Annotated in this window: 23 protein-coding genes; 17 read left to right on the top strand and 6 right to left on the bottom strand. The window is 38.4% G+C overall.

The window, feature by feature from the left end:
- From C1A47_RS09995 to C1A47_RS10005, 3 genes are all read left to right on the top strand, one after another.
- Positions 1–1,480: DUF2345 domain-containing protein (locus C1A47_RS09995; protein ID WP_162625936.1), on the top strand; the 1,480-nt coding region annotated here is incomplete at its 5' end.
- 17 nt (positions 1,481–1,497) lie between these two features.
- Positions 1,498–3,003: a hypothetical protein gene (locus tag C1A47_RS10000; RefSeq protein WP_111894903.1), complete on the top strand. Its 1,506-nt coding sequence runs from the start codon at positions 1,498–1,500 to the stop codon at positions 3,001–3,003.
- Complete coding sequence (locus C1A47_RS10005) at positions 3,000–4,163, top strand: hypothetical protein (protein ID WP_111894904.1); 1,164 nt, start codon at positions 3,000–3,002, stop codon at positions 4,161–4,163. Before C1A47_RS10000 ends, C1A47_RS10005 begins: the two co-directional genes overlap by 4 nt.
- A gap of 241 nt (positions 4,164–4,404) precedes the next feature.
- Here the strand turns inward: C1A47_RS10005 and C1A47_RS10010 are convergent, their stop codons facing one another.
- Positions 4,405–5,178: a hypothetical protein gene (locus C1A47_RS10010; protein ID WP_111894905.1), complete on the bottom strand. Its 774-nt coding sequence runs from the start codon at positions 5,176–5,178 to the stop codon at positions 4,405–4,407.
- A 93-nt stretch (positions 5,179–5,271) separates the two neighbouring features.
- Here C1A47_RS10010 and C1A47_RS10015 point away from each other — a divergent pair, with 93 nt between their 5' ends.
- The 12 genes from C1A47_RS10015 (at position 5,272) to C1A47_RS10070 (ending at position 16,132) form a co-directional block, all read left to right on the top strand.
- Positions 5,272–6,882 carry a hypothetical protein gene (locus C1A47_RS10015; RefSeq protein ID WP_111894906.1) on the top strand — a complete coding sequence of 537 codons (1,611 nt, stop codon included), beginning with the start codon at positions 5,272–5,274 and terminating at the stop codon, positions 6,880–6,882.
- A 366-nt stretch (positions 6,883–7,248) separates the two neighbouring features.
- Positions 7,249–8,127 (top strand): inovirus-type Gp2 protein, encoded by an 879-nt coding sequence (locus tag C1A47_RS10020; protein ID WP_162625937.1) that lies wholly within the window; start codon positions 7,249–7,251, stop codon positions 8,125–8,127.
- A gap of 564 nt (positions 8,128–8,691) precedes the next feature.
- Positions 8,692–8,955, top strand: coding sequence for a hypothetical protein (locus tag C1A47_RS10030; protein WP_227539768.1), 264 nt, complete (start codon positions 8,692–8,694; stop codon positions 8,953–8,955).
- A gap of 21 nt (positions 8,956–8,976) precedes the next feature.
- Positions 8,977–9,132, top strand: a complete 156-nt coding sequence (locus C1A47_RS17735) for a hypothetical protein (protein WP_171294371.1) — start codon at positions 8,977–8,979, stop codon at positions 9,130–9,132.
- Positions 9,133–9,272: 140 nt separating this feature from the next.
- Positions 9,273–10,250 (top strand): J domain-containing protein, encoded by a 978-nt coding sequence (locus tag C1A47_RS10035; protein WP_413772958.1) that lies wholly within the window; start codon positions 9,273–9,275, stop codon positions 10,248–10,250.
- Positions 10,251–10,383: 133 nt separating this feature from the next.
- A complete protein-coding gene (locus C1A47_RS10040) occupies positions 10,384–10,704 on the top strand; it encodes a hypothetical protein (protein WP_111894909.1) in 321 nt (106 codons plus the stop codon).
- An 11-nt stretch (positions 10,705–10,715) separates the two neighbouring features.
- Entirely contained in the window at positions 10,716–11,771 is a 1,056-nt protein-coding gene (locus tag C1A47_RS10045) for a DUF932 domain-containing protein (protein WP_111894910.1), read from the top strand.
- Positions 11,772–11,930: 159 nt separating this feature from the next.
- Complete coding sequence (locus tag C1A47_RS10050) at positions 11,931–12,977, top strand: YqaJ viral recombinase family protein (protein ID WP_111894911.1); 1,047 nt, start codon at positions 11,931–11,933, stop codon at positions 12,975–12,977.
- A 211-nt stretch (positions 12,978–13,188) separates the two neighbouring features.
- A complete protein-coding gene (locus C1A47_RS10055; protein WP_111894912.1) occupies positions 13,189–14,097 on the top strand; it encodes a hydrolase or metal-binding protein in 909 nt (302 codons plus the stop codon).
- 95 nt (positions 14,098–14,192) lie between these two features.
- Positions 14,193–14,420, top strand: coding sequence for a helix-turn-helix transcriptional regulator (locus C1A47_RS10060; protein WP_111894913.1), 228 nt, complete (start codon positions 14,193–14,195; stop codon positions 14,418–14,420).
- Positions 14,421–14,539: 119 nt separating this feature from the next.
- Complete coding sequence (locus tag C1A47_RS10065; protein ID WP_111894914.1) at positions 14,540–15,115, top strand: class I SAM-dependent methyltransferase; 576 nt, start codon at positions 14,540–14,542, stop codon at positions 15,113–15,115.
- A gap of 6 nt (positions 15,116–15,121) precedes the next feature.
- On the top strand, positions 15,122–16,132 hold the full coding sequence (locus C1A47_RS10070; RefSeq protein ID WP_111894915.1) for an HNH endonuclease: 1,011 nt from the start codon (positions 15,122–15,124) through the stop codon (positions 16,130–16,132).
- A gap of 12 nt (positions 16,133–16,144) precedes the next feature.
- On the opposite strand, the gene C1A47_RS10075 is transcribed toward C1A47_RS10070, so the two are convergent.
- On the bottom strand, positions 16,145–18,058 hold the full coding sequence (locus C1A47_RS10075; protein ID WP_111894916.1) for a hypothetical protein: 1,914 nt from the start codon (positions 18,056–18,058) through the stop codon (positions 16,145–16,147).
- A 144-nt stretch (positions 18,059–18,202) separates the two neighbouring features.
- Here C1A47_RS10075 and C1A47_RS10080 point away from each other — a divergent pair, with 144 nt between their 5' ends.
- Both C1A47_RS10080 and C1A47_RS10085 read left to right on the top strand, forming a co-directional pair.
- A complete protein-coding gene (locus tag C1A47_RS10080; protein WP_111894917.1) occupies positions 18,203–18,889 on the top strand; it encodes a DNA adenine methylase in 687 nt (228 codons plus the stop codon).
- Entirely contained in the window at positions 18,880–19,701 is an 822-nt protein-coding gene (locus tag C1A47_RS10085; protein WP_111894918.1) for an 8-oxoguanine DNA glycosylase, read from the top strand. Before C1A47_RS10080 ends, C1A47_RS10085 begins: the two co-directional genes overlap by 10 nt.
- On the opposite strand, the gene C1A47_RS10090 is transcribed toward C1A47_RS10085, so the two are convergent.
- From C1A47_RS10090 to C1A47_RS10105, 4 genes are read right to left on the bottom strand one after another with little or no spacing between them, the layout of a single operon-like run.
- A complete protein-coding gene (locus C1A47_RS10090) occupies positions 19,691–20,368 on the bottom strand; it encodes a nitroreductase family protein (RefSeq protein ID WP_111894919.1) in 678 nt (225 codons plus the stop codon). The genes C1A47_RS10085 and C1A47_RS10090 overlap by 11 nt on opposite strands.
- A complete protein-coding gene (locus C1A47_RS10095) occupies positions 20,346–20,951 on the bottom strand; it encodes a 7-cyano-7-deazaguanine synthase (RefSeq protein WP_111894920.1) in 606 nt (201 codons plus the stop codon). The genes C1A47_RS10090 and C1A47_RS10095 overlap by 23 nt, the downstream gene beginning before the upstream one ends.
- Positions 20,951–22,156 (bottom strand): PfkB family carbohydrate kinase, encoded by a 1,206-nt coding sequence (locus C1A47_RS10100; RefSeq protein WP_111894921.1) that lies wholly within the window; start codon positions 22,154–22,156, stop codon positions 20,951–20,953. Before C1A47_RS10100 ends, C1A47_RS10095 begins: the two co-directional genes overlap by 1 nt.
- An 11-nt stretch (positions 22,157–22,167) precedes the next feature.
- Positions 22,168–22,494 carry a hypothetical protein gene (locus C1A47_RS10105; protein ID WP_111894922.1) on the bottom strand — a complete coding sequence of 109 codons (327 nt, stop codon included), beginning with the start codon at positions 22,492–22,494 and terminating at the stop codon, positions 22,168–22,170.
- Positions 22,495–22,529: the final 35 nt, after the last annotated feature.

A 22,529-nucleotide genomic window follows, 5' to 3' on the forward strand; every position in this document is an offset into this window, starting at 1 on the left:
CAAAGTAGTCGGCCCTTCAGGTGAAAGCATCCATGTCGATGCATGGGGACGCATCAAAGTCCGCTTCCTGTTTACCCGAACCGATGACCATAGCCATGATGGCGGTGCAGGCGCCAATGACAACGACACCGACTCGGCTTGGGTGGATGTGCTGACTTCATGGGCAGGTGAAGGCTATGGCGCACGCTTTCATCCACGGATCGGTGAAATCGTGGTGATCGACTTCTTTGATGGCAACATCGACCGTCCATTCGTCACAGGACGCATCCACGAAGCAGAACGCAACCCGACCAAATTCGACATTAAAGGACAATTGCCTGACACCAAACAACTCAGTGGCATTCGTTCACAGGAAGTTGATGGTGCAGGATTCAACCAACTACGCTTTGATGACACCGCAGGGCAAATCAGCACTCAATTACACAGCAGCCATGGAGCCACCCAACTGAACTTGGGGAATCTCAGCCATCCCAAAGAACAGGCAACCAGTGATGGACGTGGGGAAGGCTTTGAACTTAGAACCGATCAGTATGGTGCCGTACGCGCGGGACAAGGCTTACTGCTGTCAAGCTATGCCCAAGACCAGGCAGAAGGACAACACCTCAATGCAGAAGTTGCCCAACAACAACTGCAAGGCACAGCCAGCAACAGCAAAGCATTAAGTGACATTGCCAAAAACCAACAAACCGATGCGATTGAATCAGTAGAACAGCTACAACAGTTTGCTGAACAACTGGAAAAAGACGTTGCCAAATTCAAACAGGCACTGATCTTACTCAGTTCCCCGAGCAGTATCGGTCTTTCAACAGCCGAAAACATACACCTCTCTGCCGATGCCCAGATTAACCATGTGGCAGGCGATAGCATTAACCTCAGCACCCAAAATAACCTCATTACCCATGCCCAGAACAAGATCAGTCAGTTTGCGGCACAAGGGGGCATCAAACAGGTGGCAGCCAAAGGCAAGGTAGAACTACAGGCACAGAATGACGGACTGGATGCGATTGCACGTAAGGGCATTCAGATTACCTCGACGGAAGACAGCGTTTACATCACGGCCTCTAAAGAAATCGTTCTGATCAGTGATACTTCACAGGTGAAAATTAACGGCAGTGGAGTATTTGTCACCACGGGCAGTAAGTTTGAGGTGAAGGCGGGGCAGCATGTGTTTACGGGTGGGGAGAAAGCAAATTCAGTGCTACCACATCTACCTATAACAGATGTGAAAACGGATGACCTTATCCTAGAGTATTTGCACAGTGATGGTTTACCTGTAAAGGGTGCAGAATTTGAAATTCAATTATCAGATGGATCGATTAGAAAAGGGAAATTGGATGATCAAGGTAAAGCCATTGTTCGATCTGTTCCACCGGGTAAAGCGATTGTTCAATATGGTGAAGATCAAAGCGTAGTAGATTTCCCTGCATCAGCTATTGATGACTGGTTCAATGAGCCAGATTCATCGACTGGCCAAGAATAACAACGGAAATTAAAAGAATGTCGAATCCTCAGAACCAACAGTTTTGGAATAAAATCGCGCAACGATCAACAGATATACAACAACAGTTCTGGTATGGTGCTGAAAAGCTTGCGAAATATTTAAATGATAATCCGGCCGAATATAGCCGCTATATGTCCTATGATACGAGCACACCTGATCCAAGTTGGCCATTTTGGAAAAAGTGGATGTTCTATGTAGGGCAGTCTGAATATAACCAAAGTGTCACGAGCTACAATACAAGCCAAGTTATTTTGGAAAAAGGAAGTTGGTTGTGGGGGATGTTGAAAGGTGATTTCAATAAAGATCCCTCAATGTCACAAATTATTGTGGGTGGTTTAATCAGTCTAATTCCTGTTGTGGATCAGGTTTGTGATGTGCGTGATTTAATTGCTAACATTGTAACGTTGTCTGATGCAAAAAACCGTACAACAGATAACTATATGGCACTTGCTATAACTGGCGTGGGTATCATTCCTGAGATTGGTTCAGCCATCAAAACAGTTGTCAAAGCAATTCGAAAAAAAGGGGCAACCAAATTAGATGTTCTCAAAACGATGGAGCATTTTGAGACAGCCCTAACCAAACTCAAGATCAAATGCCCATGGGGTAGAGCACCAGATAAATGGTTAAAATCCAATCCATGGAAAGGTATAGCTGATCAAGCACTTAATGCGCTCAAAAACAATTTTAACCGAATGATATTGGTGATTGATGAGTTCATTAAGAAGTTCAAAGGTTCATTGCAGAGTGCACTCACACAATTAAAAGGCACTTTAATTGCTATTAGAGATTCTATAAAAACGTATCTCTACAAATTAGCTGATGAAATTCATGCCACAATGAGTGGTTTATCTCAGCAATCACATCTTGCAACAGCAGGTGGACATCCTCCAACAGGTCGTTATCAAGTTTCAGTCAATTCTGGGAAAAAAACAGAAGCAGGTCATCATCAAAAAGCAACTGCACCTGAGAAAGATAAGCCTAAAAAAGACAAATTAGATGATCCTTGTATATTAAGACCATATAAGCCAGATACTTGTAAACCTTTAGGTAAAACAGGTCATCATGTTGTTCCAGACAGATGCTTTAGATTAGGGTCTAGAACTGGTGAGGGAAGAAATCAGTTAAGAGGTGGGTTATCTACCAATGATGGGTTGGTGATTTGTGTGATAGGGGCTACACCAAAACCAACAAATGAGCATGGAAAAATTCATGCTGCCTATTCTTTACTAGAAGCTGGTTTAAAAGATTTTTTTAATCCAACTGGGACAGCTCCTATCGCTGAAGTTGAAGTTATTGGAGCTAAAGCTGTAGAACAAGTGTTAAAAAAGTGTTCTGCAGCTAGAATAGCAGCCCAATTAAGAACTTATCATGAATCTAAGGGTATAAATATGAATTATCGTGTTCGTGTTGGTGTTTTTGCTACCGATGCAAAGAAAGCAGACCCTAATATTTTTGGTAATCCAAGATCCAATAAAAATAATGGTAGCGCAAGAGAATGAATTTAAAAAATCTAAATATGTCGTTTATTGCAGGTTGTTTAATTGATGATGATATGTTTTATATTGCATCAACATTTGATGATCTTGATTCGGAAATACAATGTTGCAGAATGAGTATCTATGATCATTTGGAGAGACAATGGTACTATCATGATAATGTTGAATTTAAATCTATTTCTGTAGCTCTTATTCCGAAAACAGAAAATTCTCGAAGAGTTATGCTTTCTGCTAGTTTAAATGGAAATATTGAATTTTATTCATCAGAAAATACGTACTATGAAAAAATTGAAGATGCTGGATTTAGCAATCCCAACTTCTACTATGGCACTCTAAATAAAATTCGTAATATTCATTCTAATCTCTACACTTGTGGAACTAGTGGTCAAATATATAAGAAAAGTGGAGAAAATTGGCTACATTTTGATAAAGGCTTATTATTGCCAAAAAATGAATATAACAAAATTAATTCAGCTACTATCTTAGATTTAAATTATCAAGCACCATTTCGCTCAGTGTATGACATTAATGGACATAATTTAAATAGCCTTTATTGTTGTGGGGAAGATAATGAAGGAGGCTTCATTGCTTACCACATTAATGGGGAATGGATAATGGATAAAAAAAGGACACCATCTAGCCTCCACCATATCGAATTATGTCCTGACGGAATAAGTGTTATAGCTGTTGGTGATTATGGGACTGTTTTTTATGGAAGTTATTCTTCTGGATTCGTAAATTTAAAAGATATATCAATTAATGATTCATTTTATCAATCGTGTTACTTTAAAAAAGAGTTATATTTAGCATCATCTAATGGTCTTTATAAATTTTCAGATGGAAAATTTGAATTATTGGATATCGTACCTTTGGGAACTGAAGTAAATACTGTTGAGTCCACTTCAAATGTTTTATGGGCATTAACAGATAAAGAAATTTACAGATTTGATGGTAATCATTGGGACATCATTGTAGACCCAGACAATATTACTAATGAAAATGTATTTATTTCTATAAGGGCAGGAGAGAAATGCCCTCAACAAGGCTATTGGTTTACTGTTGCTAAAGAAAATTCTCGTCAATACTTTAAACAAGGTGACGTATTCCCTGATTTTGACTCAGCTTGGGGTGATGTGTATTGGCAATTTGATGGTGAGGATTGATCTTCCTTATCTCGTCTAAATACTTTGGCACCCATTAAAAACTAAATATTTTGCATATCGCACCCTATCAACAAAAATTGATAGGGCGTTTTTTATGGTCTGATTTGTGTGATTCATAGAGATCGAGACTGTAAATTAAATTGTGTAATTGCCGTTCAAATAAAAGCGTCTAGCCATATGTATTTCTCTAAAGTTAACACCATATAAGATTTAGAGGATTTTGTGTGTCACATTATTTTGTTTAGGATAAATCCATAGGAAAATTGAATCTTAAAATTTCATCTTGCGATTCAAATAATTCTTTTATTTGTTGAATCCTAGCATGAAGAATAGCTTCATCAATTGTTAAGCTGGATACATCAATTTGATGTGTTTTAAGAAGCTCTTTATATTGCGTATTAATTAAATCTAGCTTTGCAACTAGCTTGATATTTTCTTCATATTGTTGTTTTAAAAAATGATTTTTTGTATTTAATTGATTGATCTGATCTAGGTTTTCCTTAATTTCATCTTCTAAAAGCTTTAATTTGATTGGTCTGGTTTTTAGCTGCTCTTTGGTCTTGTAAGCAGTATTGCCATTTGTATACAAATTTATCACATGTTCAATGACTGCTTCTTCTCTAGCCCATGTGTTTTGTTCTTGGATTCTTTTTATCTGCTGGATTGTCTGTGAATTGAGCATATATTGCTTTTTAGTTAAGTGATGATCTTTTTGGTTCTTCTTAACGGTACGGTATCGGCTTTTTAATTTTTCAAAACATGCTGAATCTAACTGAATTGTTCTGTGATTACTGAGTTGTGCACTAATTTCTTCTCTCCATGATGCCATTACTCTAGGGGTATAGTAATCCCCATTCCGCTGAATTAAGCCACCTGATCGCTGACTTTCTTTTTCAATAAAATCCAGTTTAAGTTTTTGGTCTGCATTGCACCATTCTTGTAATGAAATTTTTGGTCGACTCATGGCTATTCCAGTATCTTTTTCAATCAAGTATAAAATTTGAATTTCATTCATTTTATTAAAATTATACTGAATTTCAATATTTTTATTATTAAACGTTATGTATTATATTAAATTAACTGTTATTTTTCATTTAATAGTGCGTTTATGTATAAGACGTTAAAAAATGGCTCTAATTCTCGTAAATTACCCTATCTAGGTATGCAGGTTATTAGGCGATTAGATTCTTCGTTAACTGCACTAGAGCGTATTATTTTTTTGCGATTACTACTACGCTATGGCTCTGCTAGAATTCTAAAAAAAGATCTAAAAACTGTCGCTGAGCAGATTGATATTCGTCTTCCCATATTCAAAAAAGCAGTAGCTGTATTGCTAGAAAAAGCAATGTTATATGAAGTCGAAAATGGACAGATTCGAATTTCAATAAGGTTGTTAAAATTAGGTCTTACTGCAACAAAGCGACAAATTTTTCATGCAAAATATGCTAGGTCTAGCCCAGAAGATGTGTTACCTCGAGCTGACTTTCTAGTACAGCTTTTTCGTTTATTGTTTCGGATTAGAATCAGTCATAAGCAAAAGAATGCCAATCAATTATTGATGTTGAATTATCAGCAGTGGCTAGTGTTGCTGAATATGGTCTGGCGCAGTGATCGCCATGGTGTGATATTTGAAGCCAGTACACATGAGCTTGCCAATCATACTGGTCTGAGTCGAGATGCTTTATTACGTGCAATTACAGGATTATTTGAGTTCGGGATTCTTCGATCCAAACTCAATGGTAGTTTAAATAATAATTTACTTAAGTCTGTGTCTGCGATTTATTTTTTAAACTTGTCACATCCAATTTGGCAAGAGGCACGAATTTATACAGATTTTTATTTGTTAAAGTTGCCCTCTACTTATTCACGTATCAGTAATCAGGCATTCAATTTTATTGAAAAATTCGTTGTGAATAGACCATTCAGATCTCATCAACAAGCAGCACTTATAAAAAAATATCCAATTTATGAGTTTCAGAGGGAAAACACATCAGATAGTTATACCTTAATCAAGAGCCCTTTAGCCGGTTGGATCAATTATTACTATCAAGCGATGTACAAATGTAAGCCTGAGATTGCTGATGATCTCCGCTGGATTCAAGACAATTTCAAAGAACCGAAATTTAAGTCAAATAATTTGACTGATAATCCAGATGAGCCAAAAGAATCGAAATTTAAGCTAATGAATAGTTTGACTGATAATCTGGAACGGATGAATTTTTTATTTCATTCTTGTTTTATAAAGAGCAAATTTTCTTTATATAACCAAGTAATTTTTGAAATTACACCTACTATTTGGGAGGCACCTCTTCATTTTAATCAATATCTTAAGCCAATCCAAATTCATTGTTCTTCGAAGCTATCATATCTAGAGGATCAGCAAGAAGCTCTAACCAATCTTCGCAATAATTTACTATTTGTGATTACACAAGCCATTTTTCGTAGTGAGATTAAGCTGATCATGCCCTATATCCCTTCAAGCTATCAAAATTCTGCTTTAAACATTCTGCTATTACCACAAAATACACAACAGGAATATCAGATCTATTGTATTCCCAACTCCCGACTTAATTCTGATAGCTATACGGTGATTCACTCCGTAGGTGATGATCAGCCCTATCATTTTCAATCGCTTAAAAAAGACTTTAACCTAGAAGAACAAAAGCAGTATGGTCTACTCGGTGCAAAGTTCAAAAGCTTTGAACTAAAAAATGAATAACTTTAGCCTTGAAATACTTCACTATTTCTTCATTTATCATGGCTCACTGCAGGCTTTTTGATCTCAAAACGCTCGATAACGCTGAGTTATATTAAAGATAAGCTTAGCAGGTATATATATTTTATTTATATCAAATGGTTATACCTATTAATTATTAGGTTAGTCCAGTGTGAACAATCTTTAGACCTACTCTACGAGTGATTGAATTCAGTATCTATTTTACCAATTTAAACTGCATACACTCCTACCATTCACTGTACGGTGGGGCTTTAAAAAAATATAGATATCACTGTTTCTATGAATCTAATCGAAACAGTGAGTTACTTTATGATCCTTCAATCCCATATGTATAATGAATCTGCTTGTATGATTCAGATTGAAAACTTTGTTTTAAATGTCTGCCATCAGGAGGACGTTAACTTTTCTTGGCTTCGCCAACAACTTAGCATTTTCATTCCAGCTTTCTGGTTTCAGCATAATCCGCAATATCAGTATAGTCATGCGATACAAGCCTTTGCCCAGACAATCCAAATGTTGAGTCTACCTAAACAATTTAGGCAGGAGGAGCTGACTTCACACATGCTCCGTACTTTTAGCATGCAACTGCGATACAACTATTTCGCTCCATCCAATCTGGAACAGCAACTGCATCGCTCTAATGAGCAACATAATTGCCAGTCTTTAGAGAACAGCTTAAATAGATTGATGGAGCATTATGCAAAATTGCTTTTTGTTCGGATGGATCTGTACTTTTCAGCTGAGGCACAGGTAGATCTAACTATTCATCGTTGTCATCAGTACCTGCAAAATCTATTGAACCGTCTTTCAAACCGGGATGGCTGTTTTCAAGATCTGCATTGGTGGGCATGGGCATTAGAGCAAGGAGCGCAACGGGGTTATCACATCCATCTGCTACTGGTCTACGATGGGAATAAACACCAAAATGATGAATACCTTGCCTTACAGGTTGGACTCTACTGGAAAGAAAAATTAACGGCTGGAGAAGGTGAGTTCTATACTGCAAATCAGAAGCATGTCAAAGCACATTTTCGAATAATGGGTAGTTTAGGAATTGGCATGATTCATCGGAATTGTCCGACTGAGGTCAATAATGCCTTGGCTGCTGCGAGGTATCTGGTGAGCTCTGAAAAAAATCAGCAGATGCTACGGGTCAAACTGCCGAATATGCGAACCTTCGGTACTGCACAACTAGATGTTAACAGACGACGTGGGCTGAAAGTCTAGCTCACTTAGATGGCTGATACTGTAACCGTAGAATGCTTGACGATTCATAGGCTTGTGATTATCCTTGGCATGCTGACCTACATTGTCAGTCGGTTTTAGCAGACCGTTTCCTAAGAACACTAAAAAGTCTAACTTTTTGGTGGGTATCCCTACGTGCCCCCCTTGCGGCGGAGCGGGAGGGGGGACACCTTCGGGTGTGCTGATTCTTAGGTTCAGTCTGCTAACCTCTCTTCTGTTTCGCCACCATTATTTAGCAGTAATATGGTGAAACTTCTTAAATACCTAAGGAGTCCGCTATGCGTACTATTTCTCTTTCGATCCTCGATCTCTTTTCGCGCACAGCATTAAGTAGTGTTGTCTACAGCACACAGGCCATTCTGCACCCAAGCAGTTAAACACTTTATTTTTTGATCACAGCACATTTATTGCTCCCTTTGACAAGTTCTTAGGGGATATCAGCGCTGTGTATGTATTTTTCTAAAATAAAACATTACCCCAAGATACTGGTATTTGGCTGAGTGTCCTGACGTCGTGTCACTTCAGTATCCTGCAAGGGAAAATAATATGTATAAATTTATCTGCAAATTGCTGTTAATGCTGGGCTTTACTGTATTCAGCGCCTGTTCAAGCAAATTCGAAAACGATTTTAAACAGGGCTGTCGTGGTTGGGGTGGCTCCAGTGGTTTCTGTCGCTGTACCTATAAACAAGTCGAACAACATTATGGTAAAGACCGACTTGCTCAAGTGGGTGAAGGGCATGCCTTATTGCCGAATGACTGGTCTGAAACCCTGCAACATGCGGGACAACAATGTAGCAGCAAGCTTTAGTACATAGAGGAATGAATCTATATGAAACGTATCATTTTGAGCGTGTATGTCCTGATTTTGGCCTTGTATTGGATCAGTTTATTGTGGCGCTTTCATAGTTCAGGGGCCAGTGCAGCTTACCTGTTTGGCTGGGCGCTGGTTTGGCCTATTCATTTTCTGCAATGGGTTTTTGCCTAAGCCCGAACAATAAGGAAACCTCTGAGATGCCATCTTTATTTCAACAGTTTCTACAACAGCATCATCTCACCACCTTTTTACAGCAAGTCGACAGTCTGTACCTGCAACCCAATATCCCGATTAAAAAGATTCAGGGAGCAATGTATTATTTACCTGCACAGATTCGATCAGATGAAATTCTGTTATTGGTCGACAATACTGTATTTGGTAGCGCCAAAGCAGGTCTGTGCCTCACAGCACAACATCTCTTCATTCGTGAAGACTTTGATGAGATGGAGTGTTATCGTCTGGACAAAATCAATCAGGTTGATACTGTCTCAGGGATGATGAATACTGACCTGATGATAAATTCTCATGCTGTGATCACCTTGACTCAACTGGATCGTAAAGAGATTCAGATGCTGGCAGAAATGCTGTGGCAGTTTATACAATTCCAACGCCAGTCCTCTCATACCCAACATGAACAGAATCCACAGCACAATATCCATGTCTTTGAACACGCCTTACAGTTCTTAATCTATCTGTCCTCTAAGTTCACTGGGCGATGTTCAAGTCAAAGTCGTGCTCAACTTCAACACTTGCTGGGTCAGGCACAACTGGAACAGCATATTCAGTTACGGCATTTGATTGATGGTGCTCAACCCGCTTTTGTTACTGTGGTTCAACAACTGCAGCAAGGTTCAGCACAATTGACTGCCTTACAAAAACGACTGATTGTTAAATCTGCCATGCAACTGATGTGGATTAACCAGTATGGTTATGCTGATATCCAGAAACAGATTGAGGATGTCTCTTATCTCCTCAATATTCGCCTGCCTGACTTGGAACAGGCGATTGAAGAAGCCATGCAGGAGCAAACTCAGGATTATGAACAGGAGGAAGGACTCCAAGATCAGGAGCTGAGCGAGATGTTGCAGCAGGCTTGTCAATTACTTGGCATCACGACTCAACAACTGAATTTAGACAACCTACAACATGCCTATCGACGTAAGATGGCTGAATTTCATCCAGATCAATATCAAAACTTACCTCAGGCGGTACGTCAGTTGATTGAGCAGCAGGCCCAGCAATTGAACCAGGCACGCGACCTGTTACGAAGCTACTTACACGCCCAATAAATCTCAATTCAAAAGATTTGACCTACATATTCTCATCATGAAGCCGTAGCAGCCTTGCGCTGCTACTAAATAGTCAATTTAGACCTACATCAGCATAGGTCTAAACATGATGTTGAATCATGAGGAGAATCTAATGTCAAAACCAACTTGCCCATATTGCGGCAGCCACAGAATTCACATTCCACAATCCCCATCCACTGGGATTACATCAAGCTACACTGCACCTCAGGTTTTACAGAATATCGTGAGTTATGCCCTGATGGGAGCTGCCACCGCGCAAAAATTCCGAGCCAGCCGTCAACCTTGGGTCATTTTAGCTGGCGTCGCTGTGGGTGGTGTCATGGGATGTGTCGTCACTTATCTCAATCAACAAAACAACCATACTCATCCTATTTACCATTGTCAGGAATGTCAGCAGCAATTTCCTGCAACCATGCAGCCGCTTTGGTCTTAAGGAGTCTGGATATGGCACATCTCATCGAAAACATGGCCTATGTTGGTGCAACCCCTTGGCATGGTCTAGGCAACCAACTTACTCAAAATCAGCCGATTGAAGTCTGGGCACAACAGGCTGGGATGGACTGGCGGATTGAATCCTCGAATGTCAGCTATATGGCACAGAATCAACGTGGGCAAAGCCTGATCTTGCTATTCGAGGAACAACGCGTCTTATATCGTTCTGATACTCATGCACCTCTCTCGGTGGTCAGTCAGCGTTATCAGGAAGTTCAGCCTTTAGAGATTCTAGAGTTCTATCGTGACTTAACCGAACAGGCAGGCTTTGAATTGGAAACCGCAGGGGTACTCAAAGGCGGTAAAAAGTTCTGGGCTTTGGCAAAAACGGGACAAACCTCAGCGCTGAAAGGTAAGGATGTCAGCAATGGCTATATCTTGCTAGCAACCGCGTGTGATGGAACGCTTGCCACCACTGCGCAATTTACCTCGATTCGCGTGGTGTGTAACAACACTTTGGCGATTGCCCTGAAAGGGCAAAACAGTAGTGCAGGCGTGGTCAAAGTCCCGCATAGCACCAAGTTTGATGCCGAAAAAGTTAAACAGCAACTGGGGATTTCAGTCCGTGCATGGGATGAACACATGTATGAAATGAAACAGCTTAGCCAACGTAAAGTCAGCCAAACCGAAGCAGCAGCCTATTTTGATGCCGTGTTTAACAACAGCAGTCTCAGTATTGCCGATCAGGACGACAGCATTATTCAGTTCTATCGTAATGTTGCGACTCAAGCGCAAAGTAACCCAACTACCAACAAAGCCGAGAATAAAACCGAACCGAATGGGCGAGCCATGTCCAAAGTCATGAGCATGTTTAATGGTCAGGGACGGGGTGCAGAACTCAGCTCAGCCAAAGACAGTGCCTATGGCTTGCTGTGCAGTATCACGGAATTCGCAGATCATGAACGTCGAGCTATGAGTCAGGATCACCGTCTGGATTCGGCATGGTTTGGCGCAGGCGCAGCACTCAAACAACGGGGACTGGCACAGGCTTTACGTTTGATTGCTTAAGCTTGATCGCTGTCCACCGTACAAGTGACCGCTCAAGTTAGCGTACAAGTGCTTTAACCCTGATCTTTAACCTCTTTTACACATGAAATTGCATTCAAGGCTGTGTCTTCGGACACAGCTTTTTTTATGCCCAAAATTTAACACCTACAGGAAATTCCTATGAATACAGCAATTTTAAATCCATCTGCATCAACTCAAGCCACCCTGAATAAGCAACGTCCGAAACTGTTTACTGCCAAACGCTTTGTCGATACCAAAAAGCTTAGCCAAGCCGAATGGCTAGAAGTGCGCCGGAAGGGCATTGGCAGCAGTGATTGTGCTGCCGCCTGTGGACTCAATCCCTACATGTCAATGTTGGAGCTATGGATGATTAAAACTGGACGCATCCAACAAAACATTGAGGAGGAACATCAAGGGCATGCACCCTTGTACTGGGGCAAACAACTGGAACCCTTGGTCGCGGAATACTACAGCCTGCATACCCAACATAAAGTCAGACGGGTCAATGCCGTATTACAACACCCTGATCCGGACAAGCATTTTATGCTGGCCAATCTGGATTATGCGGTGGTGGGCACTCCTGAAGTACAGATTCTGGAATGTAAAACCGCAGGCGAACATGGGGCAAAACTGTGGCGGGATGGGGTTCCACTCTATGTGTTGTGTCAGGTACAACATCAACTGGCGGTAACCGGCAAACAGGCTGCACATGTCTGTGTGTTGCTGTGTGGGCATGAAACTAAAATCTTTAAAGTCACCCGCAATGAAGCGGTGATCCGTCATATCATTCAAGCCGAGCGTCAGTTCTGGGACTGTGTGGAACAGGACATTCCGCCTTCAGTGGATGCCAGTGCCTCGGCTGCCAAAGCCCTACAACTGCTCTATCCCGAGCATGTGCCCCTAATGACTGCTGATCTATCTGAAGATACTGAAGCCAATCAACAGTTTGAGCAGCTGATTCAACAGCGCAATCTGGTTGAGCAACATCAAGAGCAATTCGATCTGCTGAAACATCAACTACAAGCCAAGATGCAGGAGGCAGAACGTGCGGTATTTCAGGGTGGTTCGGTCACGTGGAAGCGTTCCAAAGATTCAATCAGTCTGGATAGCAAAGCCTTACTGCAACAGCATCCTGAATATCTAGAGCAGTTTCCGCAACACAAAGCAGGTACACGCCGCTTTAGCCTGTATCCCTCCGGCAGCTAAAAACACCCATAGAAGTCAAAAACGCGCAAAGTCGCCCTCTCGCCCCTTCCCGTAAAGGAAGGGGCATGTGGACAGCTTTGCGGACTGATCAATCTTATCGAACCCTACTGTATGACGCAGTGTATGTCATCCGCTTTAGATGTTCATGACTGCGTTCACTCAGGTTCTCATATCAATCCGAGTTCTATAATTAATTAGTGAGATGATGCCCATGATTAAAGGTCTAATCATTACTCCACCGGTGCTGGGTCGTATCAGCATCGGTAAATTGGTCGAGAAAAATGGTAAACGCCTACCAGAAAAAGACGATCAATTTACTATTACCAGCCAGATTCACAGTAAAGAAGGCTGGGTGAAACATCCCCTAGATGAACAGCTTCGCGCCAAAACGCCCAATCAGAAACTTAGAAGCATTCCAGTGCGAATGCTGTTTGATGATCCTGAATTGAATCTTCGTGCTGAATACACGTTGTTTGACCGTCAGACCGGACGACCTGTGTGTATTGGTGATGGTGAAAGCTGTCAGCGTCGAACAGGTAATGGAGTTGAACAACATCCGTGCCCATCGCCTGATCTGTGCCCACTAGCCCAAGGTGGGCAGTGCAAGCCCTATGCCCGTTTATACGTCAATCTGGATGAGCAGGATGAACTGGGTAGCTTTGTACTGAGAACCACAGGCTTTAACAGCATTCGTACCTTAACGGCACGTCTGCGTTATTACCATGCTGCGGTGAATGGCTTGCTTTCATGTTTGCCGTTACAACTGACCTTAAGAGGCAAAAGCACCAGTCAAAGCTATGGCACACCGATCTACTATGTCGATCTAACACTCAGAGATGGTATCAGTTTGCAGCAAGCGATTGTCGAAGCAAAGCAATTGCAGCAGGAAGCCCAAGCCTGTGGCTTTCAACAGGAGTTACTGGATCAGGTGGCACGGCAAGGTTATGCCAATGCGGTGTTTGATCGGGATGAGGGCGAAGATGGGATGCAGGTTGTAGAGGAGTTTTTTCCAGATGGCCCTATTATTTCTGAACAGATACGATCTAAATCCAATCAGGGAGATGGTTTTGCTCAGAACATTCAGCAGGATTTACAAAGAAGTGTGAGGGCAGTGAATTAGATGGGGTGGGTAGCATGAGACTCCATAAAATTTTATTGGATTTGCTTATCATTTGAGCGAATACCCGCTCGCATCAATGATCAGGAGTAAACATCATGAATGCGATTACAGGTCAAACTTTTGTGATGAATCAAATTATTAATATTAAAGAGGTAATTCAATTCACAAGTATTAGTCGAGCAAAGATCTATGAAATGATTAATATCGATTCTAAGTACTATGATCCAACCTTTCCAAAACCAGTACGTTTAAGTGAGTCACGTATTGGTTGGGTGGCATGGGAAGTGAATCAATGGATTGAATCTAAGTTAGCAAACCGCTAACTTAGATGGGAGCTTTGGCTCCCTTATTTTTTCGCAACAAGCAGAAACTTTTATATAGAGTTATAGCTGATAACGTTCGTTAGGTTTGGCGTTAATTAAATTTAGAAACAGAGAATAGTATGGATTATTACAATATAAATTCCGATGCTTTTTTTCAGAAAACCTATGATGTAGATATGCAAAGTTTGTATCAGCCATTTTTAAGATATCTATCAGAAAAGTCGTTGATTCTCGATCTGGGCTGTGGCTCAGGCCGGGATGCTTTGGCATTTATGAAGCAGGATTATCGAGTAGAAGCAATTGACAACTCAGAGCAACTTGTGGAGCTAGCACATGAATATACGGGTTTAAATGTTCGACTAGGGAACTTTTATGAGTTATCTGAACATGAAAAATATGATGGAATTTGGGCGTGTGCTTCACTGTTACACTGTGTACGAGAGAAGTTGCCTGATGTATTTAGCCGAATATTACAAGCACTTAAGTCAAACGGCATTTGTTATATGTCATTTAAATATGGCGAAAATGATCGTGAAGTAGACGGGCGGCATTTTACTGATTTAAATGAAATTCAGGCACATCAATTATTTAACCAATTTGAGAATATACTTCTTCTACAACAGTGGATTACTGTAGATAAACGACCAGATCGAAATGAAGAATGGCTCAATATTATTTTTAAAAAGCAGAATTAATTCAATATGTCAGATTCAATCCCAAGCCCACAAGTTCAATTAAGATTTCTGAAGCAGATTCAGCAAATCTTGCATTCAGGTAGCTTCTCATCAACTTATAAGTTTGCATTGTTGATGAGTCTATGCCGTTTGGCGATTGAACAAGGTCAAGATACTGGGGATCGACTGACTTTAGATTATTTAGATATTGCTGAAAAATTTATAGATTTATACTGGAAGCAGACCTTACCATTTCACTTCAATGAGAATGAGCCATTTCTTTTACATCAAAATAATGGGAAACAGGCAGGGGTTGTTAGCTTAATACATAATGCTCAACAGCGGTTTAAGTCGATTGCTTTAGCTAGGCGAGATCGTGCTTATTGGTCGAAGCTCAAGAAGAAAGTTGCTGACATTGTAAAGAAAATGCCAGTGACATATTTACAGAATATAAAAGGTCAAAATATCCAATTTCTTTACTGTTTAGATGATTCGCAAAAACAACTAGTACTGCTTCCACAAGTGATGTATTGCTTACGTCAGTTCAGTGAAATTATTGAAGAGTTGTGTCAAAAGAAGTGGGTTGATTTTGTTCGTCTGAATAAAAGTAACTTATTGGTACTCGATGGATTGCCGGACTTGGCTAGATTTATGTTTGAACCTAGTCGGAATCAACTCAATCAAGTTGCTAAGTTCTTGGTTGATTTGCAGTCATGCCAATGTTTCTACTGTCAGAAACCAATCAAAATGAATAAGTGGGCTGTGGATCATTTCATTCCTTGGTCGATGTATCCTGCCGATACAGGACATAATTTTGTACTAGCAGATGAGAAATGTAATTCTTCAAAAAGTGATTTTCTCGCTTCAGATGAGTTTTTGCAGCGATGGCAAGAGCGTAATACTAATTTTGATATAGTAATTACTGAGGAATTATCAGGGCTTGGCTTTCTTACTGATATCAACCGTTCTCATCGGGTAGCAGATTGGGCGTATGGGCAAGCCAAAGAAAATGGCTACTTATTATGGGTTAATAAGTAGCCAGTATTAATCTTACATAAAACTGGAATACCTATCTATAAGCTGCTGATGATCATGAAATTTCATAAAAGGTTCGAGAGTTGAAAAGATTTCTTCTTTCAATCTGAAGTCTATCCATGATTCATCGAAAGAAATGCATTCCGCCATTACTCTAAAAATATGTTCAATTTCATGATTGTTCATTAAAAAAATTTTCTCTTGAACTCTACACTGAAGAGAGCTAAGTAGCGATTTTAAATTAGAAAAATTTTCATTATAAAAGTCAAGCTTAGAAGAAATATATGAAAAATGCCCTCTTTCTTTTTCGACTAAAGAAATAAGGCATAGATATAGTTGTGCAGTTTCATCAGTTGTGAAATAAGCTCGGCTACTTCTAGGTGAGATATAAAATTCTTGTAGTACTTCTATAGTTTTTAAGATGCCTAAATTACGAAAATTATAATCTCTTTGTAAGGAAAACTCACGAATATCTCGAATATAACCAGAATCTTCTAAATTACTTATTTTATTATTTTTTTTGCAAAAACTAATAAAATAAGTAATAAGTTTTTTCTTACTACGCCATTCAATAACTTTAGGGATAAATTTTTTCGTTATCCATTCGAATGAAGTTTGACAAGACCACCACTTTTCTTGAGAAATGGGAGTTTTACAAATTGGAGGTTGCCATAATAAGGTTAGTTCATCATCTCCATTCAGATTTTCAATATTTTCTGCCCAAAACATACCGTGATAAACATCTTCTATAGGTTTATTTTTTTCTCCTGTATAAAGTTGTATAAAATTCCTAGATGCTGAAAATATATGCCATTCAGTACTTCCCATATCGACATCATGTACATTTGTAAACTTAATCATTAAGTCCCATATTTCTTGAGATACAGTACATAAGGCGATGTGTGTTTGACCATGCCATAACACAAAAGGAAAGTTAAAAGCTTGCCACTCATCTTCAAGTTTTTGTATAGCTGTGAGGTATGCGGCGCTAATAATGTCTGAGACTTGTGCCACTTGCTTAATAGCTTCAATTGGGAGATTGAAACGACAATTTTGTAAATCGATAATTGTAGATTCGTTTAATTGGTCATGAATATAAAATGGTCTATAGCGAGAACTGATAGGTTCTCCTGAATTTCCTAAGAAGTTTTCTAGCATCCATTTATTTTCAAGAATAACGTCTACCCCATGAGAATCATGAGTTTTAATTGTTATATTTGCGGAGCCGATATGACTCTGGGTTGGCAATAGTGCCGAAATTTCTACCCATTTCTTTTTAATTTTCCAATTTCTATTATCATTAAATATTTCGTCAAAATCTGAATAATTTATTGAAGAATAGTGTAGGAATTCATTGGCAGATTGTCGATTGTTTTCATTGGGGTCGATTATGGCTTTATGTAAGGTCTCAATGAAGTGTGTCCTCAACATCCATTCATTATAAAAGTGACTTTCTAAAGCCATTGGAAAAAATTTACTGATTATATCTGGATATGGCTGTGACTTAATTGTTAATGTTTCACCAGTCCATAACTCTGCTTCAATTCCTAAAGCATGTAGTTCTTGGTGTATTTCATCCCATTTCATCCAAATCTTTCTTGGTACTTCTTCTTGTGCAATGATAATTACATATTTTGTTATTGTTGAGATTAAATCATTTTGTTTAAACTTTTTTATAGTGTTATCTAACTCTTGAATTGATAAATTTCTCCAACGTTTACATTCAAATGCAACAAGCTTGTTAGAGGAAGTGGAAAAATTTGCGCATATATCAAGCCCACCTTGGTAGTGCCCATTTCCTTTAATTCGATGTACATTATTTATTTCTTTATCTTTGTGAAGTAGCCATACGCAATATTGCTCAAATTGTTCACTTGTAAGTTGTGTAAAAGGCAAGTTTATAGCGTTAATTGGTATATAGTCTTTCATAAATTTGTACTAAAACTAATGTTTGATAATTAGTCTAAATATATATTATTACTATTTTTTTTGTAAAAATATCATTAGACGTTATGTGGATTTCTACATTTACTTGTCATTGACAACATAGTCAAAAATGACGATACTTTAAAAATGAAATATCCAGGTGGAAAAGGAAAGTGCTATCAGCACATCATTAATTTAATGCCAGTGCATGATACCTATATTGAATCACATTTAGGTGGTGGTTCAGTCATGCGTAATAAAAAACCAGCTCAACGTAATATTGGTATTGATGTTGATTCAAAAGTAATTGGCATGTGGGAAGAAAATTTTCCAAATATATGTGAGTTAATTTTAGGTGATGCATTATCTTTTTTGAAAAATTATAGCTTTGATGGTAATGAGCTTATATATGTTGACCCTCCTTATTATCCTGATACTCGGCGCAATACAAAGATATATACTCATGAGTATACTCATGATGATCATGGGAAACTTCTTTCATTACTTAAGATACTTCCCTGTAAAATTATAATTTCTGGTTATGATCATCCTTTTTATAATGAGCAACTACAAGGCTGGAAAAAAATAAGTTTTCAAGCGAAAACACATGCAGATACGAGAGAGGAGACAGTCTGGTTCAATTTTGACGAGCCAAAAATTTTGCATGATAGTAGATATTATGGAAAAAATTTCCGTGAGCGACAGACATTAAAGCGACGTCAAGAACGTCTCTATAAAAAAATTCGGGAAATGAATTCAATTGAGAGAAATGAATTACTTCGCTGGATAAATACAGAATATTCAGAAGAGTTAGGAGAAATCTCATGCAATTAGGTGTTATTTATTTGGAACATACTAACATTAGTTTGGAATTTCCTGACGCTAATTCTTATGTTCTGCCTGGGGTAAAGTGGGGAGCTATTGAAACATTTCTTACACCAGCATATTGGGCTTTTCAAGTTTATTCTCAGAGATTATGCGGTACTAAAATTAATTATAAACTAGGCACAACCTTGAAAGAGGAAACAGCAGCTTGTTTACTAGGAGGGCATGGTATTCCTGCTCAAGTTGGAATTTGTGCTTTTAACCATCTGAAAAATAATGGTATATTTAATAACACTAATTCAACAGAAGATTATATTTATAAATTACTATCTGAGCCAATTAATTTAGATGGGAAAAAAATAAAGTATCGTTTTGCTAAGCAAAAAGCTAAATATTTGGCTAATGCATTAGAGCAGCTTTCTCATGAAATTCCATCATTTAAAACAGGTCAGGAATTAAGAAACTGGTTGATGAAAATATCAGGAATTGGTTTTAAAACTGCTTCATGGATAGCAAGGAATTGGTTGGATGCTGATGATGTGGCCATCTTAGATATTCATATACTTAGAGCAGGGATATTGGGTGGTTTTTTTAGCAGTAATTTAAGTGTAGATAAGAATTATCTAGAACTAGAAGAGCAATTCCTAAAGTTTAGTAGTGGGCTTGGAATAAAAGCCTCAGAATTAGATGCTGTTATTTGGTTAGAAATGATGTCTTCCTCTTCAATTGTACATGAGCTTATAGAAACTAGTTTAATTAATGCTGATTTCAAAATGAAAAAAAGCAGGTTGCAAACTATTCAGTTACAAATTAGTATCTAATATCAATAGCATCTAATGCAGCCATTCCAACAGTAACTAGTTGATTTTCTTTGTCTATCTTTGTTGGTAATAGTGCACCGATAGGGCAGAAATTGATATCCAAATAGCTTGAAACTAATGCAAGATTTCCAAGTAGGATGCCAGCATCTCTCCATACTAAACTTGTACCTTTAGAATATTTAGAAAGAGTCTTTTGAGGCTCTGCAATCAATATCATTAGACTTGCTTTACTGCAATCCAATATCTTTTCACAATCATTTCTAACATTATTAAAGTAATGGTTTTCATTGAGAATAGGTAGTAGACAATGTTGAAATGGATCATACCTCCACCACATATCTAGATTTGGTGAGTTTATTAGAATATGAATAGGGTGAATTGCTCCAGCAGATGGAACAGGCCTGAGAGATATAGGAAAACCCATTTCAGAATTCACTGCATCTTTGACACGATTTGTTAGCCAAAGAAGATCGGATAACTTTTCTATAGGTTTTTGGTTAAAACACCTTTTAGATTTTCGTTCAAATAAAACTTTAGTAAACGCAGTTGGTAAAAATTCTAAAGGTTCATTTAAGTTAATAAATTCACTATTAGTACTCCATTTATATGGTGAGTATTTATCTACTTTATTTTTGGGTATAGGATTACCTAAGTTTATCCAAGTCATAGCCTACTTGCTCGAAGATTTCGAAATATTTATTGCAGCCGCGACAGTTTCCACAAGTAACATCAGATTTATGACAACTATGTGCCCACGCTAGAAGATCAGCTGGAATTTGAGAAATCTGGATAAGCTCACTAGTTGATAAATTTATTGCTGGTGCCTCTACAGTTAAACTACCCTCTTGTAAAAACATTAGTTGATCTATTGTCTTAATAAAGTCTAACGAACCATCAGTATGTCCATTGTCCGTTTGTACTGTCCCAATAATAATTTTTGAAACATTTAAGGAAAGCATCTTCATACCAGCTAAGGTAATTAAAAGCTGGTTTCTATATGGCCACCAATCTGTGGCTGGTGCATGTTCACTAACAGGGGTACCAGCCATATCACCAGAGCCAATATTTCTACAGTTAACTCTTAATACGTGATGTGGAATATTTAAATATTGGCATATTGATCGAGAAGCAGAAATTTCAGCTTCTGCAGCAAGTTGACCATAATCAATGGTTAGTGCGTAATCCGGACGTTTCCACCAAGCAATTGCTGTAGAATCCATACCACCAGAAAGTAAAAGAACTGATTTCATTAACTAATTGCCAACCATAGAGTTTGATAAATAGCACTGACATAATCTTTATAGATTTTACAATCAGAACCTTCCATCATTTTTAGATTTTCTTCACTTTCACTTTCTGCATAGACTATTACAGGTTTATGAATTGCTCGAGCATATCCAATTTCATATATTGTTCCTGAGTCCATTCCATCACTTATAGCAAATAAAATGTCACATTCATGAACTCCTATAAGATCTTTTCGAACAACATCTTCAGCACTTCCTTTACCTACATCATGATAAGGGGAAAAAACGTCTAGACCCAAATCAATTAAGTTTCTTCGGGCTTCTTCAACTAACCATAGTTGTGCTAGTGTAAAAAAAGGTCCGGCTAGATAAATTTTAGGTTTAAAGCCATTTTTAAACTTTTCAGAAAGTACTATAGGGGGAGGGGAATATTCTTTTAGCCGTTCAGGATTAATAAATCCTTCAGTTTCACAATAATATGCGGTAGCTTTTGACGCTTGTAAAGCAGCTTCATATGCACTCTTTTTTTGTTCCATCCAAGCATATCCAAAATGGGCTACAAAATTATCTCCTGAGCCTATTTTAGATACCTTTTCTGTTTTAAAGGCTGGGACGTGGTTAATTTTATTGGTTTTGTGGTCGTAAACTAAACAACCATCAGGACCCTTTTTAAGTATTACTATCTCGGCTTGTTGGGATACAGCTATCTGTAATAATAACTCTGAAATATCATCAATTTGAAACATTGATTTAGCTTCATATTGATTGAGTACAATAGCTAAATGCTTAGCTTTTGATCCATTTGAATAGAACAACTCCGCAGAAATGACATTTTGAGGATCATAGACAGCATATTCACAGTTTATTATTGCTGTACCTTCCATAAAACCAAATCTAATAATATTCTCTGAGTTAATTTCTATAGGTGGATTGTCAGAGTTTTTATTGTAAATTAAGGGTTCAGCAAGGCCATGAGTATAGTGAAATTTAATGTTTTCTGAAGTATGAATTGTTTCTAATATAAAATTGTCTAATTTAGCGCGAGTACTAATTACATCTAAGATTTTGTCAGAGCAGTAAGATATGAGCTTTACATCCCCTCCCATAGCAGCTATGGCTGATGCCGCTCGCCCACCAGAACCAAAAATATTATATCTATATGGATGCATACAATATTCTTCATATATTCCGCCTGCAATCGTTATCATATAAACCTCTTTTAATGCGTAATTGCTGATATTCTAATTCGGACTTGCCCTAAGTTTATTTCTAATACTTTTCCTTGGTATTTTGTGCCTGATCTGAGACATTCTCGTAGTTTATTTAGAGAGGGAGATGCTATTCCACCAGCAACTTCACCTTTATAAATTGCATAAACTGTAGTAATGTCATCTAGGATAAAATCTATATTTAAAATAGAGTCTTTTTCTAATTTTGAAATGACAGCTTCTTTTGGTGAACTTAGTTGTACTGTAATCACTAAATTTTCACACGAAACAAAATCTTGAATAATAGGTGTTCCACCCCCACCACCTGAACCAGACATATAGATTAACTCTCACTAAAATAGTATTAAATGTG

The organism is Acinetobacter sp. MB5, from assembly GCF_003261585.1.
GTDB lineage: Bacteria > Pseudomonadota > Gammaproteobacteria > Pseudomonadales > Moraxellaceae > Acinetobacter.

Excerpts from the sequence above, each read along its gene's own strand:
- C1A47_RS10000 (WP_111894903.1), top strand. The coding sequence starts at position 1,498 with ATGTCGAATCCTCAGAACCAACAGTTTTGGAATAAAATCGCGCAACGA.
- C1A47_RS10005 (WP_111894904.1), top strand. The coding sequence starts at position 3,000 with ATGAATTTAAAAAATCTAAATATGTCGTTTATTGCAGGTTGTTTAATT.
- C1A47_RS10010 (WP_111894905.1), bottom strand. The coding sequence starts at position 5,178 with ATGAATGAAATTCAAATTTTATACTTGATTGAAAAAGATACTGGAATA.
- C1A47_RS10015 (WP_111894906.1), top strand. The coding sequence starts at position 5,272 with ATGTATAAGACGTTAAAAAATGGCTCTAATTCTCGTAAATTACCCTAT.
- C1A47_RS10020 (WP_162625937.1), top strand. The coding sequence starts at position 7,249 with ATGATTCAGATTGAAAACTTTGTTTTAAATGTCTGCCATCAGGAGGAC.
- C1A47_RS10030 (WP_227539768.1), top strand. The coding sequence starts at position 8,692 with ATGTATAAATTTATCTGCAAATTGCTGTTAATGCTGGGCTTTACTGTA.
- C1A47_RS17735 (WP_171294371.1), top strand. The coding sequence starts at position 8,977 with ATGAAACGTATCATTTTGAGCGTGTATGTCCTGATTTTGGCCTTGTAT.
- C1A47_RS10035 (WP_413772958.1), top strand. The coding sequence starts at position 9,273 with ATGTATTATTTACCTGCACAGATTCGATCAGATGAAATTCTGTTATTG.
- C1A47_RS10040 (WP_111894909.1), top strand. The coding sequence starts at position 10,384 with ATGTCAAAACCAACTTGCCCATATTGCGGCAGCCACAGAATTCACATT.
- C1A47_RS10045 (WP_111894910.1), top strand. The coding sequence starts at position 10,716 with ATGGCACATCTCATCGAAAACATGGCCTATGTTGGTGCAACCCCTTGG.
- C1A47_RS10050 (WP_111894911.1), top strand. The coding sequence starts at position 11,931 with ATGAATACAGCAATTTTAAATCCATCTGCATCAACTCAAGCCACCCTG.
- C1A47_RS10055 (WP_111894912.1), top strand. The coding sequence starts at position 13,189 with ATGATTAAAGGTCTAATCATTACTCCACCGGTGCTGGGTCGTATCAGC.
- C1A47_RS10060 (WP_111894913.1), top strand. The coding sequence starts at position 14,193 with ATGAATGCGATTACAGGTCAAACTTTTGTGATGAATCAAATTATTAAT.
- C1A47_RS10065 (WP_111894914.1), top strand. The coding sequence starts at position 14,540 with ATGGATTATTACAATATAAATTCCGATGCTTTTTTTCAGAAAACCTAT.
- C1A47_RS10070 (WP_111894915.1), top strand. The coding sequence starts at position 15,122 with ATGTCAGATTCAATCCCAAGCCCACAAGTTCAATTAAGATTTCTGAAG.
- C1A47_RS10075 (WP_111894916.1), bottom strand. The coding sequence starts at position 18,058 with ATGAAAGACTATATACCAATTAACGCTATAAACTTGCCTTTTACACAA.
- C1A47_RS10080 (WP_111894917.1), top strand. The coding sequence starts at position 18,203 with ATGAAATATCCAGGTGGAAAAGGAAAGTGCTATCAGCACATCATTAAT.
- C1A47_RS10085 (WP_111894918.1), top strand. The coding sequence starts at position 18,880 with ATGCAATTAGGTGTTATTTATTTGGAACATACTAACATTAGTTTGGAA.
- C1A47_RS10090 (WP_111894919.1), bottom strand. The coding sequence starts at position 20,368 with ATGACTTGGATAAACTTAGGTAATCCTATACCCAAAAATAAAGTAGAT.
- C1A47_RS10095 (WP_111894920.1), bottom strand. The coding sequence starts at position 20,951 with ATGAAATCAGTTCTTTTACTTTCTGGTGGTATGGATTCTACAGCAATT.
- C1A47_RS10100 (WP_111894921.1), bottom strand. The coding sequence starts at position 22,156 with ATGATAACGATTGCAGGCGGAATATATGAAGAATATTGTATGCATCCA.
- C1A47_RS10105 (WP_111894922.1), bottom strand. The coding sequence starts at position 22,494 with ATGTCTGGTTCAGGTGGTGGGGGTGGAACACCTATTATTCAAGATTTT.